Consider the following 16,506-nt stretch of genomic DNA (forward strand, 5'->3'; position numbering starts at 1 on the left):
CACCGAGGGATTCGGTGTCCGGCGCCCCGGCCGTTTCCGTCAGGAGGCTCCACGCCCCCGGAGCCGGTCACCGAAGGCCTCGGGCCCGCCCGGGTCGGGGTGAACGGCCCGGGTCGGTGAACGGCCCGGGCCCCGACGCAGGGTTTCGGCGAGGGCCCGGGAGTGATCGGCCGGGCGTCACTTGCAGGTGATCAGCAGCCCGAGGACGGCGGTGCAGCTGCGGGTGGCCCGGCTGGTGGCGGGCGAGGGGTCGGCCGGCGCGCCGGCGGTGCGGGCCACCGTGACGTCCCAGCTGCGGAGAAGCCCGAGGCCGACGGCGACCGAGAAGTGCCGGGTGGTGCTCGCGCCCTTGACCAGCGGCGCCGTCAGCGCGCAGTTGAGCTTCCCGGCGGCGACGGTGCAGTCACCGGAGGTCGTGGTCAGCCCGGTGGGCAGGTCGGCGGTGACGGTGGCCGAGGTCAGCGGGTCGGGGCCCTGCCCGGTGAGCGTGACGGTGTAGTCGACCCGGCTGGAGAGCAGGCCGGCCTCCGGGGTCGCGGTGAGCGCGACGGCCAGGTGGGCGGCGGGGGCCGTGTAGGTGAAGCGGTCGGCGGCGACGGCCGCGCTGGTGCCGCCGGGCGCGGTGACCCGCACGTCCACCGGGCCGGTGACGGCGGTCGCCGGGGCGGTCGCGGTGCAGCTGGTCCTCACGCAGCTGAAGGAGGTGGCCGGGCCGGCCGCGCCGAAGGTCACGGCGGTGGCGCCGGCCAGGTCGGTACCGGTGATGGTCACGGCGGTGCCGCCGGTGCCGGAGCCGCCGTTCGGGGTGACGGCGGTGACGTCCGGCAGCGGCAGCGGGAAGTCCACCACGTCGACGGCGTTGCCGGTGAAGTCGGCGAGGTAGCCGCGCCGCCCGTCGGCGGTCAGCGCCAGGCTGTACGGGCTCGCGCCCACCGGGACGGTCGCGGTGACGGTCCGGCTCGCGGTGTCCACCACGCTCAGGGTGCTGTCGGCGTAGTTCGAGACGTAGGCCGCCGCACCGTCCGGGGAGAGGGTCACGGCGTAGGGGCCGGAGCCGACCGCGACGGTGCCGAGGACCGTGCCGGCCGCGGTGTCGATCACCGCGGCGGTGCCGTCGTCGCCGTCGGCGGCCCACAGCCGGGCGCCGTCCGGGCTGAGCGCGAGGCCGAAGACGCCGTGGCCGACCGCGACGGTGCCGCTCACCGTGTTGGTCGTGGTGTCGACGACGGTCACCGCCTTGGCGCCGGAGGCGGCGACGTACAGCCGCTTGCCGTCCGGTGAGACGGCCAGCCCGTGCGGCTCGGCGCCGACCGGCACCGTCGCCGTCACGGTGCCGGAGGAGGTGTCCAGCACGCTCACGGTGCCGGCGGCCGCGTTGCCGACGTAGGCGCGCGAGCCGTCCGGGGCGAGGGCGAGGCCCCAGGGCTGCGCGCCGACCGGGACGGTCGCGGTGACGGTGCCGGTGCCGGTGTCCACGACGCTGACGGTGTTGTCCAGGTGGTGGGTGAGGTAGGCCCGGTGCCCGTCGGGCGAGAGGGCGACGGCGTACGAGCCGCTCCCGGCGGTGAAGCTGCCGGACACGGCCCTGCTCGCGGTGTCCAGCACGCTGACCGTGCCGCTGCTCTGGCTGGTCACGTAGACGTGGCCGCCGTCCGGCGTCAGCGCGACGCCCGCCGGGTACGGCGCGACCGCCACGTGCGCGGCGACGGCGGGCGGCGGGGTGTCGGGCGCGGCCGGCACCGGGGGCGACCCCACTGCGACCCGGGTGGCGGGGTTCGCCCCGGGCGGGGCGGGGGCGGGGGGGGGGGTGCGGCCCCGGGCGGTCCGGGGCCGCCCCCCCCGCGCGCCGGGGGCCGGCGATACCGCGACCCGGCCCGTCCGGGTACGGCGGGACGGGCGGGGTGTTCTCACGGGACTCTCCAGCTGCTCGGCGGTGCGAACGGTGCGGATGTGGTGGTGTTCGGAGCCGGGGGAAGCGTAAGAGCCGCCCTGACTTTCCGTCAGGGGGTGATTACAAATGTCGCCAACTGTTCAGTTTCGATCGAAGTGCCTTCGCGGGCGCCACTCCCCCGACGAGCGACGTGACCAGCGTCTCGGTCGAGGTCGTGCAGGAAATTGGAGTTGGAGAGTCGCATTCGATAGCGTTTCGAACGTGAGGCTGACCAAGAGCACCGACATCGCCCTGCGGATCGCCATGCGACTGGCCGTCCTGGGCGAGGGCGACACCCCGACCACCCGCGAGGTGGCCGAGTCGGTCGGCGTGCCGTACACCCACGCGGCGAAGGTGGTCAGCCGGCTCCAGCACCTGGGGGTGGTGGAAGCCCGGCGCGGTCGCGGCGGCGGGCTGACGCTCACCTTCGCCGGACGGACCGGTTCGCTCGGGCTGCTGCTGCGGGAGCTGGAGGGAGTCGGCGACGTGGTCGGCTGCGAGGACGACCCGCCGTGCCCGCTGCGGGCCGCGTGCCGGCTGCGCGGGGCACTGCGCGGCGCCCAGGAGGCGTTCTTCGCCGCGCTCGACCACCTCTCCGTGGACGACCTGGTGGCCCCTCCCACCGGCCCCGTCCTGCTCGGCCTCACCACCGGACCCACCGACTGATCGACCCCTCCGGCCGATCAGCCCCGCCGACCGATCCGCCCACCCGGGGCCGCACCGCACAGTGCGGCCTTTAATACGAATCTCAGATACCAGTTATGGAGCTCCTCTGATGCTGTCCGCGAAGTCCGCCGAGGTCGTCGAGGCCACCCTGCCCGTCGTGGGCGCCGCCATCGGGGACATCACCCCGATCTTCTACGACCGACTGTTCGCCGCGCACCCGGAGCTGCTGCGCGACCTGTTCAACCGGGGCAACCAGGCCAACGGCACCCAGCGCGAGGCGCTGGCCGGCTCGATAGCCGCCTTCGCCACCGCGCTGCTCGCCGCCCCGGACCAGCGGCCGGACGCGATGCTCGCCCGCATCGCCCACAAGCACGTCTCGGTCGGCATCAGCGACGACCAGTACAAGGTCGTCCACGAGCACCTGTTCGCCGCCATCGTGGAGGTGCTCGGCGAGGCCGTCACCCCCGAGGTCGCCGCCGCCTGGGACGAGGTCTACTGGCTGATGGCCAACGCGCTGATCGCCATCGAGGGCCGGCTGCGCGCCGAGGTCGCCGCCGGCGGCGACCCGGCCGACCTGTGGCGCTCCCACACCGTGATCGCCCGGCACCAGGAGACCGAGGCCGTCACCACCTACCTGGTCCGCCCGGCCGACGGCGGCCCCGTGCCGGCCTTCCGCCCCGGCCAGTACGTCTCGGTGCGCACCGAACTGGCCGACGGCGCCCACCAGATCCGCCAGTACAGCCTGTCCGGCGGCGCGGACGGCGCGCTGCGCTTCAGCGTCAAGCGCGAGGACGGCGGCGAGGTCTCCGGCCACCTGCACGACCACCTCAAGGCCGGCGACACCGTCGAACTGGCGCCCCCGCTGGGCGACATCGCCCTGGCCGACGGCGACGGCCCGGTGCTGCTCGCCTCCGCCGGCATCGGCAACACCCCGATGACCGCCATGCTCGACCACCTGGCCGCCACCGGCTCCACCCGGCGGATCGTCTCGGTCCACGGCGACCGCGACCAGCTGACCCACGCCTTCCGCGCCGACCTGGCGCAGCTGACCACCGCGCTGGCGAACGCCACCTCGCACGTCTTCTACGAGCAGCCGCTCGGCGAGTGGCCGGCCGAGCGCACCGGCCGGGTGGACCTCTCCACCGTCGAGGTCCCGGCGGGCACCACCGCCTACCTCTGCGGCCCGCTCCCCTTCCTGCGCGCCGTCCGCGAGCAGCTGCTGACCGCGGGCGTGCCGGCGGCGGACATCCACTACGAGGTGTTCGGCCCGGACCTGTGGCTCGGGGCCTGATCCCCTGACCGCCTGAACCCGGGCTCCGCGCCGAGGCCAAGGGGCCGAAGTTCCGGGGCCGACGTTCCGAGGCCAAGGGCCCGGGGCCGAGGCTCCGCACCCGAAGTCCCACCGCGGCACCGGTCCGCTCGGTACGATCACGAGCGGTCCGGTGCCGTCCGGCGTGCGCGCGTCCTCCCGACGTCCGCACCTGCGTGCCCGCGGCGGGAGTTCGGCAGAAGGGAGCCCGGATGCGGGTCGCACTGTTCGCCACCTGCGTCAACGACGCGCTGTTCCCCGGCACCGCGGTCGCCACCGTCCGGCTGCTGGAACGCCTCGGCGTGGCGGTGGACTTCCCCGCCGGGCAGACCTGCTGCGGGCAGCCGCAGTACAACACCGGCTACCGCAGGGCCTGCGAGCCGCTGGTCCGGCGCACCGCCCGGGCCTTCGCCGGGTACGACCACGTCGTGACGCCCTCGGGCTCCTGCGTGGCGATGGTCCGGGACAACTACCCCCGGATCGGCGCCCGGGCCGCCGCCGAGGGCCGGGGCGCCGAACTGGCGGACCTGGCCACCGCTCTGGTGCCCCGGGTGGTCGAGCTGACCGAGTTCCTGACCGACGTGCTCGGCGTCGAGGACGTCGGCGCGCACTTCCCGCACACCGTCACCTACCACCCCTCCTGCCACGGCCTGCGCCTGCTCGGCCTGGGCGAGCGCCCGCGCCGGCTGCTGAACGCCGTCGCGGGACTGGAACTGGTCGAACTGCCCGGAGCCGAGGAGTGCTGCGGCTTCGGCGGCACCTTCGCGGTCAAGAACGCGGCGGTCTCGGCGGCCATGGCCGAGGACAAGACCGCCAACGCCCTCGGCACCGGCGCCCGGGTGCTGTGCGGCGCCGACAACTCCTGCCTGCTGCACCTCGGCGCCACCCTGCGCCGCCAGGGCGCGCCGCTGCGGCCGCTGCACCTGGCGGAGATCCTGGCCGCCACCGAGGAACACCCGTGGAGGCCGTCCCGATGACCGGCACCTTCCTCGGCATGCCGGCCTTCCCCGAGGCCGCCGCCCGGGCCGTGAAGGACGAGCGGCTGCGCGCCAACCTGCGGCACGCCACCCACACCATCCGCGACAAACGGGCCAGGGCCGTCGCCGAACTCGACGACTGGGCACAGCTGCGCGCCGCCGGGAAGGCGATCAAGGACCACACGCTGCGCCACCTCGACCGCTACCTGGTCCGGCTGGAGGAGTCCGTCACGGCGGCCGGCGGCACCGTCCACTGGGCGGCCGACGCCGAGGAGGCCAACCGGATCGTCACGGACCTGGTCCGGGCGACCGGACACACCGAGGTCGTCAAGGTCAAGTCGATGGCCACCCAGGAGATCGAGCTCAACGAGGCGCTGGCGGCCGAGGGGATCACCGCCTACGAGACCGATCTCGCCGAACTGATCGTGCAGTTGGGCGAAGACCGGCCCTCGCACATCCTGGTGCCGGCGATCCACCGCAACCGCGCCGAGATCCGGGAGATCTTCGCCGACCGGATGGCCTCCTGGGGCCGCCCGGCGCCCAGGGGCCTCACCGACTCCCCCGCCGAACTCGCCGAGGCCGCCCGGCTGCACCTGCGGGAGAAGTTCCTGCGCGCCGAAGTCGCCGTCTCCGGCGCCAACTTCATGGTCGCCGAGACCGGCACCCTGGTGGTGGTCGAGTCCGAGGGCAACGGCCGGATGTGCCTCACCCTGCCGCGCACGCTGATCTCGGTGGTCGGGATCGAGAAGGTCGTGCCGACCTGGCGGGACCTGGAGGTGTTCCTCCAGCTGCTCCCGCGGTCCTCCACCGCCGAGCGGATGAACCCGTACACCTCGCTCTGGACCGGGACGGCGGCGGGCGACGGCCCCTCCGAGTTCCACCTGGTCCTGCTGGACAACGGCCGCACCACCGCGCTCGCCGACCAGGTCGGCCGCCAGGCGCTGCGCTGCATCCGCTGCTCGGCCTGCCTCAACGTCTGCCCGGTGTACGAACGGGCCGGCGGGCACGCCTACGGCTCGGTGTACCCGGGGCCGATCGGCGCCGTCCTGACACCCCAACTGCGCGGCACCACGAGCCCGGTGGACGCCTCGCTGCCGTACGCCTCCTCGCTCTGCGGGGCCTGCTACGAGGTGTGTCCGGTGGCGATCGACATCCCCGAGGTGCTGGTGCACCTGCGCGAGAAGGTCGCCGAGCAGGGCGGGCACCCGCTGGAGCGGGCCGCGATGGCGGCCGCCGGGTTCGTGCTGGACCACCCGGCGGCGCTCACCGCCGCCGAGCGGCTGGCCGGGCGCACCCGGTCCCTGCACCCGCGCCGGTTGCCCGGTCCCGGGCGGGCCTGGACCGACACCCGGGACCTCCCCGAGGTGCCCGCCGAACCGTTCCGCGACTGGTGGCGGAGGAACCGCGGATGACCCCGCAGACGACCCCGTCCGGCCCCACCCGGCCCGGAGCCCCCCGGAACTCCAGGGAGTTGATCCTCGGCCGGATCCGGTCCGCGCTCGGCGACGCCGCCGCCGTGGCCGAACAGCCGCTGCCCCGCGACTACCTGACGGCGCACGTGCCGACCGACGACCCGGCGGCGCTGCTCGACCTGCTGCACCGCAACCTGGCCGACTACCGGGCCCTGGTGCACCGCTGCCACGAGGACGAACTGCCGCACCGGATCGCCGGGTTGCTGCTCGACCGGGGCAGCCGGACGGTCGTGGTGCCGGCCGGGCTGCCGACGGGCTGGCTCGCCGAGGCCGAGGCCGCCGGCGTCGAACTCCTCCCGGACGACGGGGCGTTGAACGCCGCCCGGCTGGACGCGGTGGACAGCGTGGTGACCGCCTGCGCGCTGGCCGTCGCCGAGACGGGGACGATCGTGCTGGACGCCGGCCCGGGCCAGGGGCGGCGGCTGCTCTCGCTCGTCCCCGACCACCACGTCTGCGTGGTGCGGGCGCCGGAGCAGGTCGTCGCCTCGGTGCCGCTCGCGCTGCCGCGGCTCGATCCGTTCCGGCCTCAGACCTGGATCTCCGGGCCGTCCGCGACCAGCGACATCGAACTGGACCGGGTGGAGGGGGTGCACGGGCCGCGCACCCTGGAGGTGCTGCTGGTCACGGCCGCGGCGGGGGGCGTCACTGCGGCCTGAGCTCCAGCGTGCAGCACTTCGCGCCGCCGCCGCCCTTCAGCAGCTCCGAGACGTCCACCGGGACCGGCTGGTAGCCGTGCTCGGCCAGCCGCCCGGCCAGGTTCTTGGCGGTCTCCGGAAGCACCACGCGGCGGCCGTCGGAGACGGCGTTGAGCCCGAACACCTCGGCGTCGGCCCGGTCGGCGAGGATCGCGTCCGGGTAGAGCGTGCGCAGCACCGAGCGGCTGTCGGCGTCGAAGGCCTCCGGGTAGTACATGACGTGGTCGTCGGCGAGCACCGCCAGTGCGGTGTCCAGGTGGTAGAAGCGCGGGTCGACCAGGGTCAGGCCGACCACCGGGACGCCGAACAGCTCGCCGGCCTCCGCGTGCGCGGCCCGCGAGGTGCGGAATCCCGTCCCGGCGAGCACCCTGCCACCGACCACCAGGTGGTCGCCCTCGCCCTCGTTGACGTGCCGGGCACGGCGCACCTCGCGGTAGCCGCGCCCGCGGAACCAGGCCTGGTGGGCCTCCGACTCCGCGGCGCGCTCCGGGTAGCGGAAGGTCGCGACCAGGGCCCGGCCGTCCAGCACGGTGGCGCCGTTGGCGGTGTACACCATGTCGGGCAGGCCGGGCACCGGGTCGATCAGCTCGACGGTGTGGCCGAGCCGACGGTACGTCCAGTGGAGCCGCTCCCACTGGCGCAGGGCGAGTTCGGTGTCGGTGGGCTGGGTGGGGTCCATCCACGGGTTGATCGCGTAGTCCACGGTGAAGTGTGTCGGCCGGCACATCAGATAGCGCCGCGGCCGGGCATGGCGCTCCGGGGTCTGCGTGAGCATGACTCAACCATCCTTGGATCACGGCGAGTTCGCCGTACGGAGTTCGGGGTTCGCGGGGCCTTACACCTTCGTTCCCAAGGCGCTGCCCCGGCGGTACCGCTCGCACACCCGGCCGGACGCTCCCGGCGGTCGCACGCCCCCGCGTAACCGGCGCACGCCCCGGCGCACCCGGTGAGCCGGGCGCCCGGGGCCGGCCTGGGTTCCGTCCGGGCGCCCGGGGGTAGACAGCATCCGAACGGGCAGCGCATCGGCGGTCGGGGAGTGGCCTTGGGCAGCGACCACGGGGACGTGAACGCCACCGGCCGGATCCACGAGAGCACCGTCCACGGCGATGTCATCCAGGCCGGCGTCGCCAACTTCCATCCTCCTCAGCCGCCACCGCCCGATCGGCGGGCCCTCTGGATCGGCCTGCTGGTCCTCGCCGTGCTGGTGGGACTCGGATCGGGCCTGCTGCTCGTCCGGGGGCAGCAGTCGGGCGCGAACCCGGGGCACGACGGCCGATCGTCGGCGCCGCTCGTCTCGCCCGCACCGCCGGGCCCCTCACTGCCTCCCGCGTCTTCCGCGCCCTCGCCTCCCGAGACCCCGGCACCGACACCGACATACGCACCGCTGTCCGCACCGGTCCAGTGGCGGGGACAGCTGACCCTCGACACCGGGGCCGAGAGCGGAAGGATGAACTCCGGGTATGAGCTCGACCCGGTGCCACCGCGGAGCGCGGTCCTCGGAGACCTCTCGATCCACTGTGTCTACGCATGCGATCCGGATCAGGTCGCGGGCAAGTCGGTCATCCCCTGGACCGGACCGAACCCACCCGGCCGGGAGGACTGCCGGCAGAAGCTCAACACCGTCCTCGGGCAGCAGAGCATGACCGTGAAGGCCGGATCCATGGCCTGCTTCGGGACGGCGAAGATGCGGGTCGGCTACTTCACGGTGCGCAGCGCGGGAGGCGACGGCCGGATCACCCTGGACGTGACCGTGTGGGATCTGCCCTCCGGGTACACCCAGCCGTAGGGGCCCGCGAGGGCACGTGGTCCATCTCACGTGCCCTCGGGGTCACCTACGGTGGCGTAGGTCACTTGAATGGGTGAACTATCTTCTTCATGCCGAATCTCCAGGAGACCCTTGACCTCGATTCGTATGCCGCCCTCGGCGACAGCTTCACCGAAGGTCTGAACGACCCCGGCGTCGACGGCAGGTTCGCCGGGTGGGCCGACCGCCTCGCCGGGCTGCTGGCCGGCGGACGCCGACCGGGCGAGTTCCGCTACGCCAACCTCGCCGTGCGCGGCCGACTGCTCGACCAGATCACCGCCGAGCAGGTGCCGCAGGTCCAGCGCCTCCAGCCCGACCTGGTCACCTTCTGCGCCGGCGGCAACGACATCCTCCGGCCCGGCGCCGACCCGGACGAGGTCGCCGAGCGCTTCGAGGCCGCCGTCGTCCGGCTCACCGAGAACGCCGGAACGGTGCTGATCTGCACCGGCTTCGACACCAAGGACGTGCCGCTGCTGAAGCACCTGCGCGGCAAGATCGCCACCTACAACGGCCACATGCGGGCCGTCGCCGACCGCAACGGCTGCAAGGTGGCCGACCTGTGGTCGCTGCGCGCCGTGCAGGACCGCCGGGCGTGGAGCGAGGACCGTCTGCACCTGTCCCCCGAGGGCCACCAGCGGGTCGCCCTGCTGGCCGCCCGCTCGCTGGGCCTGCGCACCGAGCAGGACCCGGAGGCCCCGTGGCCGGACGCCCGGGTGCTCAGCGCCGCCGACCAGCGGCGGGAGAACATCCAGTGGGCCCGCGAGCACCTGCTGCCCTGGGTCGGCCGGCGTCTGCGCGGCGAGTCCTCGGGCGACCACCTCGAACCCAAGCGCCCGGAGCTGCTGCCGCTCTGACGGTACGTCAGCCCTGCCGGAAGGGTCGGCCCGAGCCATCGGCTGCTGCGATTCGGGAGGTCCGCAGCAGCCGGTGGAGCGCCCCGGCGCAGCCCGCGCCGACCAGGTACCAGAACAGGTCCGGCGGGTTGAAGGTCGAGCCCAGCACCAGCCGGACCAGCACGCCGTGCCTCCCCCAGACGTCCGGCAGGCCGGTGAGCTGGAACAGCTCCACCGCCCAGCTGAGCGCGGCGGCCACGACGGCGGCGCGGCCGGGGCGGACCCGGGGCGCCACCAGCACGAGCAGGGTGTACAGCAGGACGGTGTAGAGCGCGTCCCCGGCGCACTTGGCGACGTCACCGCCGAGCACGGCCCGCACCCCGAGCCCTGCCGCCACGGTCGAGACGGCGGCCAGTGCGGCGGCCAGGCGGACACGACGACGCGCCCGAAGGCCGTTCCCCCCAAGATCCTTCACCCGCGCCACGGTACCCCCGGCTGACCAGGCGTGCTGCCCCGCCCCGGCCACCGCGCACCACCACCCGCGCTCCCCTCCGCCCCCACCCCACCCCCGCACGCCGCAACCGGACCCCCACCCACCGGAACCACCGCGCACCGCCGTACGTCACTCCCCCCGACGAGCGTCCGCGCAGGTCGCGGGCCGGGTGAGGACCGGAAGGGACGGGCGGGGAACAGTGGCGCACGTAGGTGAGGCCGAGGCGGAGCCGGCGGCGGCAGACCGGGAGGAGCGGGCCCGGCGCGGGTTCGCCGTGGCCGGGTTCGCCTCGACGCAGGACGGGCGGGCCCGGGAACGGGGCAAGGCGCTGCGGGAGCGGGTGCCCCGGGAGCGGCACGCCGAGTTCGCGCCCGCACCCGGGCGGCCGACCGCCGTGTCGGCACTGGAGGCCTCCAACACCGGCCGAATAGCCGGGCTGGTGCCGATCCGGGTCGGCCGGATGGCCGCCAGTCCGTTCGCGTTCCTGCGCGGATCGGCCGGCCTGATGGGCGCCGACCTCGCGGGCACGCCGGTGACCGGGGTCGGCGCCCAGCTGTGCGGGGACGCGCACGCCGCGAACTTCGGCCTGTACGGTGATGCCCGCGGCCAACTCGTCCTGGACATCAACGACTTCGACGAGACCGTCCCCGGCCCCTGGGAGTGGGACCTCAAGCGGCTCGCCGCCAGCCTGGTGCTGGCCGCCCGGGTGGCCGGGGCGAGCGAGAGCGTCGCGCGCGAGGCCGCCCAGCACGCGGCCGGCGCGTACCGCCGCACCGTGCGCACGCTCGCCAAGCTGCCCGCCCTGGACGCCTGGAACGCCATCGCGGACGAGCAGTTGGTCTCCTTCACCGAGGCGCACGACCTCGCCGAGGTCCTGCGCAAGGTCGGCGCGAAGGCGCTCGGCAACACCAGCGCGCGCTTCGCCGCCCGCAACACCACCCGGACCGCGGACGGCGGTTGGCGCTTCACGGCCGCTCCCCCGGTGCTCACCGAGGTGACCGACGCGACCGCCCGCGCCGTCGCGCACGCGCTCGGCCCGTACGTCGAGACGGTGGTGCCCGAGGTGCGCACGCTGCTGTCCCGCTACCGGGTGCAGGACGTGGCGTTCCGGGTGGTGGGCACCGGCAGCGTGGGCACCCGCTCGTACGTGGTGCTGCTCACCGACCACCGGGACCAGCCGCTGGTGCTCCAGGTGAAGGAGGCCCGCCCGTCCGCGCTGCTGCCCTATCTGCCGGGCGGGCCGCGGGGGGCGTCGGACGGGCACGAGGGCCGTCGGGTGGTGCTCGGCCAGAAGCACATGCAGGTGGTCAGCGACACCCTGCTGGGCTGGACCACGGTCGACGGACTGCCCTACCAGGTACGGCAGTTCCGCAACCGCAAGGGCAGCGTCGACCCGGCCGCGCTGCTGCCGGGCCAGCTGGACGACTACGCCCGGATCACCGGAGCCCTGCTGGCCCGGGCGCACTCCCACACCGCGGACCCCGGCCTGCTCGCCGGGTACTGCGGCAAGAGCGAGGTGCTGGACGAGGCCGTCGCCGCCTTCGCCGTGGCCTACGCGGACCGCACCGAGGCCGACCACGCCGATCTGCTGGCGGCGGTGCGCGGCGGGCGGCTGCCCGCCGAGCAGGGCGTCTGACCCACCCGGCGGCCGGCCCGCCGGCTCACCGGGCCAGGAACGGCGCCACCGCGGCGACGAACTCGGCCGGCCGGGTACCGTGCACCAGGTGCCCGGCCTCCACGGTGACCAGCCGGCAGTCCGGGATCAGCCGGGCGAGTTCGGCGATCCGCTCCTGCGGGATGTGGCTGGCCGGGCCGCCGGCCACCGCCAGGGTGCGGGCGGTGATCCTCGCCAGGCCCGCCCGCCAGGCCGGGTCCGGGTCGTCGAGCTGGGCCCTGACCGCCCGGACCATCGCCCAGTCGAAGTGCGCGTCCGGGTCCGGGTCCTCGGGCAGCGCGCCCGCCCGGCGCGGGTACAGCGCCGGGATGTCCTCCAGGACCAGCCGGTCGACCCGCTCCGGCGCGGCCTGGGCCAGCAGGTAGGCGACGGCGCCGCCCATCGAGTGGCCGACCAGGTCGATCCGGTCGAGTCCGAGGGCGTCGAGGAAGGCCAGCACATCGTCCCGCATCACCTCCAGCGAGTAGGCGGCGGTGCGGGCGCTGTCGCCGTGGCCGCGCAGGTCGAGCGCGTACACGTGGTGGGCCGGGGCGAGGTCCGGCAGGACCGGCGCCCAGTCGGCGGCGCGCTCGCCGAGGGCGTGCAGCAGCACCAGGGGCGGGCCGCCGGGCGGGCCGCTCTCGCGGTAGGCGAGCGTCACTCCGGGCAGGTCCACGGTGCGGGGCGGTCGGGAGGTCATGCCCGCCACGGTAGGCGCCGGCCGCAGGTCAGCGGACCGGTGTTCGCGCTCGGCTCATCGCGACCGGTCCGCCCTCGCGCTGCTCCCGGGCCGTGGCGCGGCCCGCGAACACCGAGGCCAGGACGGCGAGTCCGGCGACCGCGGCGCAGACCACGCTCGCGGTCAGGTACGCGGAGCGGTGGCCGCCGCCCCCGGCGGTCTCCCGCAGGTAGACCCCGGACAGGGCCGAGACCGCGACGGCCGCGGCGATCCGCTGCGCCATCTGGAGGATCGCCCCGCTCACCCCGGCCGCCTCGGCGGGCGCGTGGCGCAGCACGTACGCCTGGTTGCTGGGGCCCATCAGGCCGATCGCCGCGCCGCTGAGCAGTTGCAGCAACGCCAGCAGCCAGGGCAGGACGGCGGCGGGGGTCCCGTGCGCGAGCAGTCCGCTGAGCAGCATGGCGAGGGCGGAGGCGGCCATGCTGAGGGTGACGGTGCGCCGGCCGTAGCGCTGGACGATCCGCCAGGCGAGCGCGGAGGACACGCCCATGGCCACGGCGGAGGGCAGCGCGACCAGCGCGGCGCCGATCGGGGAGAGCCCGAGGCCGTCCTGGAGGAACATGGTCAGGACCAGCGAGGCGGCCAGCGAGGAGCCGAACTGGGCCATCGCGGTGGCCGTCCCGAGCGCGTAGGGCGCGGAGCCGGTCAGGGCCGGGTGGATCAGCGGGTGGCGGCCCGCGCGGGCGTAGCGGCGCTGCCACCCGGCGAGCGCGCCGAACAGCAGCAGGGCCGCGGCGGCGAACGCGAGCCAGCCGGTCCAGCCGGGCGGCCGGACGAAGGGCAGCATCAGAGCCAGGGTGAGGGCGCCGACCAGCAGCAGCCCGAGGACGTCGAGGTCGGCGTGCCGGGTGCTGGGGCGGGGTTTGGGCAGGTGGCGGGCCGCCAGGAGGACGGTGGCCAGGCCGAACGGGACGTTGAGCAGGAAGGTCAGCCGCCAGCCGTGTTCGGGGCCGGCCACCGCCAGCACCGCGCCGCCGATCGGCGGGCCGAGTGCGAAGGCGAGGCCGCCGGTGACGGCGTACATGCCGAGGGCGCGGGCCCGGAGCTGGCCGTCGAAGACGTCCTGGAGGGTGCCGATCATCTGGGAGTTGACCAGGCCGGCGCCCGCCCCCTGGAGCAGCCGGGCGGCGATCAGCACCCCGGGCTCGGTGGCGGTCGCGGAGACCAGGCTGACCAGGGTGAACAGGGCGAGGCCGGTGACGAAGAACCACTTGCGGCCCTTGACGTCGCCGAGCCGCCCGCCGGGGATCAGCGCGAGGCCGAAGGCGAGCGAGTACCCGGCGACGATCCACTGGAGGTCGGCGGGACCGGCGTGCAGGGTCTCCCGCAGGGCGGGGATGGAGGTGTTGAGGACGGACTGGTCGAGCAGCGTGGTGAAGCCGCCCGCGACGCAGACCAGCAGGACCCGGCGCCCGGCGGCGTCGAAGCGCTCCTTGGCCTCCTTCGGCGGGCCGGGCCGTTCGGGCCCCTTGGCTATCGGGCCGGTGGTGGCGCTCACGGCTCGACCACCACCAGCGCGTAGCGGGCCTCGCCCGGGCCGAGACTGCGGTAGCGGCTGGTGCCGGCGGCGTAGCGCAGGCAGTCGCCGGGGCCGAGCGGCTGCGCCTCGCCGTCCACGGTCAGCTCCAGGTGCCCCTCGAACAGCCAGAGGTGGTGTTCCCGGCCGGGGGTGCAGGGGCGGTCGTAGGCGATGTCCGCGCCGGCCGGCAGCCGGCCCTCGATGATCTCCGCCCGCAGCGAGCCGTGCGGCGGCGAGACCGAGCGGCGGACGAAGCCGGTCGCCTCGTCCCGCCACACCTGCTGCTCCCCGGCCCGCACCAGCCGCGCCGGGCCGGACTCCACCTCGGCGAGCAGCCGTGACATGGTCCGCCCGTACACGGCGCACAGCCGGCCGAGCAGCGCCGCCGTCGGACTGACCTCCGCCCGCTCCACCCGGGACAGCGTCGAGCGGCTGACGTCCGCCCGCCGCGCCAGTTCCTCCAAGGTCCACCCGCGTTCGAGCCTGAGCTCGGCCAGGCGTTCCGCCAGTCGTTCGTCGGCGGCCGTTTCGATTCCCATATTCGCGATGCTATCCCGGATCTGAGATCAACTACCGGGCGTCGGGGGCGAAGGCCGGGGCACGGAGGGGCATGGGCCGGGGCATGGTGCGGCGAGGGCCGGGGCGCGGGCCGGGGCACGGCGCCCCGCCGCGGACCGCTACTCGACCGGGCCGGCCGGCTGCGGGATCAGCCTCGCCCACGCCCAGGAGGGCCGCTCCCGTTCCAGGCAGGACTCGACCGGCTCGACCGCTCGTTCCTCTGAGATCACGCCCCCATCCTTCACACCCGGTCAACCGGTATTCGGCCCACCCTGTCGCCGGCCCGGCCGGACGGCGGCTCGACGGGGCCTCCGCCGGAGCGGGGCGCCGGATGGTCTCCGGGCGGGGGCCGGTGACCGAGGAACACCACGGCCGGCGAGTACCACGGGCCCGGCCGGTCGCCGCGTCCCGGCCCCTCCGCTCACCGCCCCGCACGCTTGGGGCGGACGGGACTGTTCTTCATATGATGTCCGGCGACTCGTGGCCGGTCGGCGGCCCGTGAGGCGAGGGGGACCAGCGTGTTCGGCATCATCAGACCGTGCAGGCACCGATTGTCCGAGCGCTTGCAGACCTCCTGGATGGCGCACCTGTGCGGGCTCTGCCTCGCGCTGCGGGACGACCACGGGCAGCTCGCCCGGACGGCGACCAACTACGACGGCCTGATCATCTCGGTGCTGGTGGAGGCGCAGGCCGCCCGGGAGGACTCCTCCTGGCGGCGCACCGCCGGCCCCTGCCCGCTGCGGGGCATGCGCACCGCCTCCGTCGCCAAGGGCGAGGGCGCCCGGCTCGCCGCCGCCGTCTCGCTGGCGCTCGCCTCGGTGAAGATCCGCGACCACGTCGAGGACCGCGACGGCGTCTTCGCCCGCCGCCCGGTCGCCGCCGGGGCCCGGGCCGTCACCCGGCGCTGGGACCGGCAGAGCGCGGGCAGCGCCTCGGCGGTGGGCTTCGACACCGCCGTGCTGCTCGACGCGGCCTCCCGGCAGGGCGGGCTGGAGCGGTCGCTGCGGCCCGGCGGGTCCGTCCTGCTGGTCACCGAGCCCACCGAGACGGCCACCTCGGCCGCCTTCGCGCACACCGCCGTGATCGCCGGGCGCCCCGGCAACGCCGCCCCGCTCGCCGAGGCCGGGCGGCTGTTCGGCCGGCTCGCCCACCTCCTCGACGCCGCCGAGGACCAGGCCGCCGACGCGGCCTCGGGCGCCTGGAACCCGCTGACCGCCACCGGCACCGACCGCGCCGAGGCCGAGCGGCTCTGCCGGGACGCCGTCCACGGCATCCGGCTCGCGCTGCGCGAGGTCGACCTGACGGACCGCACGCTGGTCCACGTCCTGCTCGCCCACGAGACCGAGCGCGCGGTCGAACGGGTCTTCGGGACGTCCCGGCACGCGGCGAGCTGCCGCCACCCGGGTGCGGCGGGCACCGCCACGGGCGAGCACCCGCACCAGGCGCCGCCGCAGGCTCCGCCCGGTCAGGACCCTGGCCGGGCGCCCGTCCCGCCGTGGGTGCCACAGGGCCCCGGCTTCACCCCGCCCGGCGAGAAGCCGCCGAACCCCCGCAACCTGCTCGCCGGGTGCGCGATGTGGGCGCTGATGGCCTGCTCCTGCCAGCTGCTCTGCTGCGACCACGACGACCCGTTCAGCCGCGAACGACGCGAGGGCTTCTGCCAGCGGAACGACTGCGACTGCAGTGGCTGCGACGGCTGCGGCGACTGCTGCCAGTGCTGCGACGGGTGCGACTGCTGCGACGGCGGCTGCTGCGACTGCGGCTGCAACTGACCGGTCAGCCCGCGGACTCCGTGCCGGCCCTCCCGTCCGGACCTCCCGGCACGGCCACCACCGGCCCGGGGTGCCCCCGCAGCAC

At 75.2% G+C, this 16,506-nt stretch carries 15 protein-coding genes; 9 read left to right on the forward strand and 6 right to left on the reverse strand.

Translation table 11 applies throughout. The annotated features are described in order from the left end of the window. Positions 1 to 177: 177 nt before the first annotated feature. The gene (locus tag ACFRMQ_RS23590; protein WP_380732553.1) at positions 178 to 1,740 is read right to left on the reverse strand and encodes a beta-propeller fold lactonase family protein; all 1,563 of its coding nucleotides are present in this window, start codon (positions 1,738 to 1,740) and stop codon (positions 178 to 180) included. A gap of 412 nt (positions 1,741 to 2,152) precedes the next feature. On the opposite strand from ACFRMQ_RS23590, the gene ACFRMQ_RS23595 reads away from it, so the two are divergent. The 5 genes from ACFRMQ_RS23595 to ACFRMQ_RS23615 all read left to right on the forward strand — a co-directional run bounded on the left by ACFRMQ_RS23595 (position 2,153) and on the right by ACFRMQ_RS23615 (position 7,010). Further along, positions 2,153 to 2,596, forward strand: a complete 444-nt coding sequence (locus tag ACFRMQ_RS23595) for an RrF2 family transcriptional regulator (RefSeq protein ID WP_380732554.1) — start codon at positions 2,153 to 2,155, stop codon at positions 2,594 to 2,596. A 109-nt stretch (positions 2,597 to 2,705) separates the two neighbouring features. Continuing rightward, positions 2,706 to 3,887 (forward strand): globin domain-containing protein, encoded by a 1,182-nt coding sequence (locus ACFRMQ_RS23600; protein WP_380732555.1) that lies wholly within the window; start codon positions 2,706 to 2,708, stop codon positions 3,885 to 3,887. A 230-nt stretch (positions 3,888 to 4,117) separates the two neighbouring features. Next, entirely contained in the window at positions 4,118 to 4,882 is a 765-nt protein-coding gene (locus tag ACFRMQ_RS23605; RefSeq protein ID WP_380732556.1) for a (Fe-S)-binding protein, read from the forward strand. Beyond that, complete coding sequence (locus ACFRMQ_RS23610) at positions 4,879 to 6,294, forward strand: lactate utilization protein B (RefSeq protein ID WP_380732569.1); 1,416 nt, start codon at positions 4,879 to 4,881, stop codon at positions 6,292 to 6,294. The genes ACFRMQ_RS23605 and ACFRMQ_RS23610 overlap by 4 nt, the downstream gene beginning before the upstream one ends. After that, on the forward strand, positions 6,291 to 7,010 hold the full coding sequence (locus tag ACFRMQ_RS23615; protein WP_380732557.1) for a lactate utilization protein C: 720 nt from the start codon (positions 6,291 to 6,293) through the stop codon (positions 7,008 to 7,010). Before ACFRMQ_RS23610 ends, ACFRMQ_RS23615 begins: the two co-directional genes overlap by 4 nt. On the opposite strand, the gene ddaH is transcribed toward ACFRMQ_RS23615, so the two are convergent. Then, on the reverse strand, positions 6,997 to 7,824 hold the full coding sequence (ddaH, locus tag ACFRMQ_RS23620; RefSeq protein ID WP_380732559.1) for a dimethylargininase: 828 nt from the start codon (positions 7,822 to 7,824) through the stop codon (positions 6,997 to 6,999). The two genes, ACFRMQ_RS23615 and ddaH, sit on opposite strands and share 14 nt — an antisense overlap. A gap of 267 nt (positions 7,825 to 8,091) precedes the next feature. Between ddaH and ACFRMQ_RS23625 the strand changes: the two genes are divergently transcribed. Together ACFRMQ_RS23625 and ACFRMQ_RS23630 are read left to right on the forward strand one after the other, a co-directional pair. Continuing rightward, complete coding sequence (locus ACFRMQ_RS23625) at positions 8,092 to 8,835, forward strand: hypothetical protein (protein WP_380732560.1); 744 nt, start codon at positions 8,092 to 8,094, stop codon at positions 8,833 to 8,835. An 89-nt stretch (positions 8,836 to 8,924) separates the two neighbouring features. Next, on the forward strand, positions 8,925 to 9,707 hold the full coding sequence (locus ACFRMQ_RS23630) for an SGNH/GDSL hydrolase family protein (protein WP_380732561.1): 783 nt from the start codon (positions 8,925 to 8,927) through the stop codon (positions 9,705 to 9,707). 7 nt (positions 9,708 to 9,714) lie between these two features. On the opposite strand, the gene ACFRMQ_RS23635 is transcribed toward ACFRMQ_RS23630, so the two are convergent. Further along, complete coding sequence (locus tag ACFRMQ_RS23635) at positions 9,715 to 10,161, reverse strand: DUF2809 domain-containing protein (RefSeq protein WP_380732563.1); 447 nt, start codon at positions 10,159 to 10,161, stop codon at positions 9,715 to 9,717. Between the two features lie 217 nt (positions 10,162 to 10,378). On the opposite strand from ACFRMQ_RS23635, the gene ACFRMQ_RS23640 reads away from it, so the two are divergent. Next, positions 10,379 to 11,815, forward strand: a complete 1,437-nt coding sequence (locus ACFRMQ_RS23640; RefSeq protein WP_380732564.1) for a DUF2252 domain-containing protein — start codon at positions 10,379 to 10,381, stop codon at positions 11,813 to 11,815. Between the two features lie 25 nt (positions 11,816 to 11,840). On the opposite strand, the gene ACFRMQ_RS23645 is transcribed toward ACFRMQ_RS23640, so the two are convergent. Genes ACFRMQ_RS23645 through ACFRMQ_RS23655 form a run of 3 tightly spaced genes read right to left on the reverse strand, consistent with a single transcriptional unit; the run spans position 11,841 to position 14,630 of the window. Then, positions 11,841 to 12,533 (reverse strand): alpha/beta fold hydrolase, encoded by a 693-nt coding sequence (locus ACFRMQ_RS23645; RefSeq protein ID WP_380732565.1) that lies wholly within the window; start codon positions 12,531 to 12,533, stop codon positions 11,841 to 11,843. Positions 12,534 to 12,561: 28 nt separating this feature from the next. After that, positions 12,562 to 14,070 (reverse strand): MFS transporter, encoded by a 1,509-nt coding sequence (locus tag ACFRMQ_RS23650; protein WP_380732566.1) that lies wholly within the window; start codon positions 14,068 to 14,070, stop codon positions 12,562 to 12,564. After that, on the reverse strand, positions 14,067 to 14,630 hold the full coding sequence (locus ACFRMQ_RS23655) for a helix-turn-helix domain-containing protein (RefSeq protein WP_380732567.1): 564 nt from the start codon (positions 14,628 to 14,630) through the stop codon (positions 14,067 to 14,069). Before ACFRMQ_RS23655 ends, ACFRMQ_RS23650 begins: the two co-directional genes overlap by 4 nt. 537 nt (positions 14,631 to 15,167) lie before the next feature. Between ACFRMQ_RS23655 and ACFRMQ_RS23660 the strand changes: the two genes are divergently transcribed. Next, complete coding sequence (locus ACFRMQ_RS23660; RefSeq protein ID WP_380732568.1) at positions 15,168 to 16,421, forward strand: DUF5685 family protein; 1,254 nt, start codon at positions 15,168 to 15,170, stop codon at positions 16,419 to 16,421. Positions 16,422 to 16,506 lie beyond the last annotated feature (85 nt).

Origin of the sequence: Kitasatospora sp. NPDC056783 (assembly GCF_042789895.1) — a bacterium.
In the GTDB taxonomy this organism is placed as follows: domain Bacteria; phylum Actinomycetota; class Actinomycetes; order Streptomycetales; family Streptomycetaceae; genus Kitasatospora.

Coding starts and splice junctions, on each gene's coding strand:
- ddaH (WP_380732559.1), bottom strand. CDS start 7,824: ATGCTCACGCAGACCCCGGAGCGCCATGCCCGGCCGCGGCGCTATCTG.
- ACFRMQ_RS23645 (WP_380732565.1), bottom strand. CDS start 12,533: ATGACCTCCCGACCGCCCCGCACCGTGGACCTGCCCGGAGTGACGCTC.
- ACFRMQ_RS23600 (WP_380732555.1), top strand. CDS start 2,706: ATGCTGTCCGCGAAGTCCGCCGAGGTCGTCGAGGCCACCCTGCCCGTC.
- ACFRMQ_RS23605 (WP_380732556.1), top strand. CDS start 4,118: ATGCGGGTCGCACTGTTCGCCACCTGCGTCAACGACGCGCTGTTCCCC.
- ACFRMQ_RS23610 (WP_380732569.1), top strand. CDS start 4,879: ATGACCGGCACCTTCCTCGGCATGCCGGCCTTCCCCGAGGCCGCCGCC.
- ACFRMQ_RS23655 (WP_380732567.1), bottom strand. CDS start 14,630: ATGGGAATCGAAACGGCCGCCGACGAACGACTGGCGGAACGCCTGGCC.
- ACFRMQ_RS23630 (WP_380732561.1), top strand. CDS start 8,925: ATGCCGAATCTCCAGGAGACCCTTGACCTCGATTCGTATGCCGCCCTC.
- ACFRMQ_RS23615 (WP_380732557.1), top strand. CDS start 6,291: ATGACCCCGCAGACGACCCCGTCCGGCCCCACCCGGCCCGGAGCCCCC.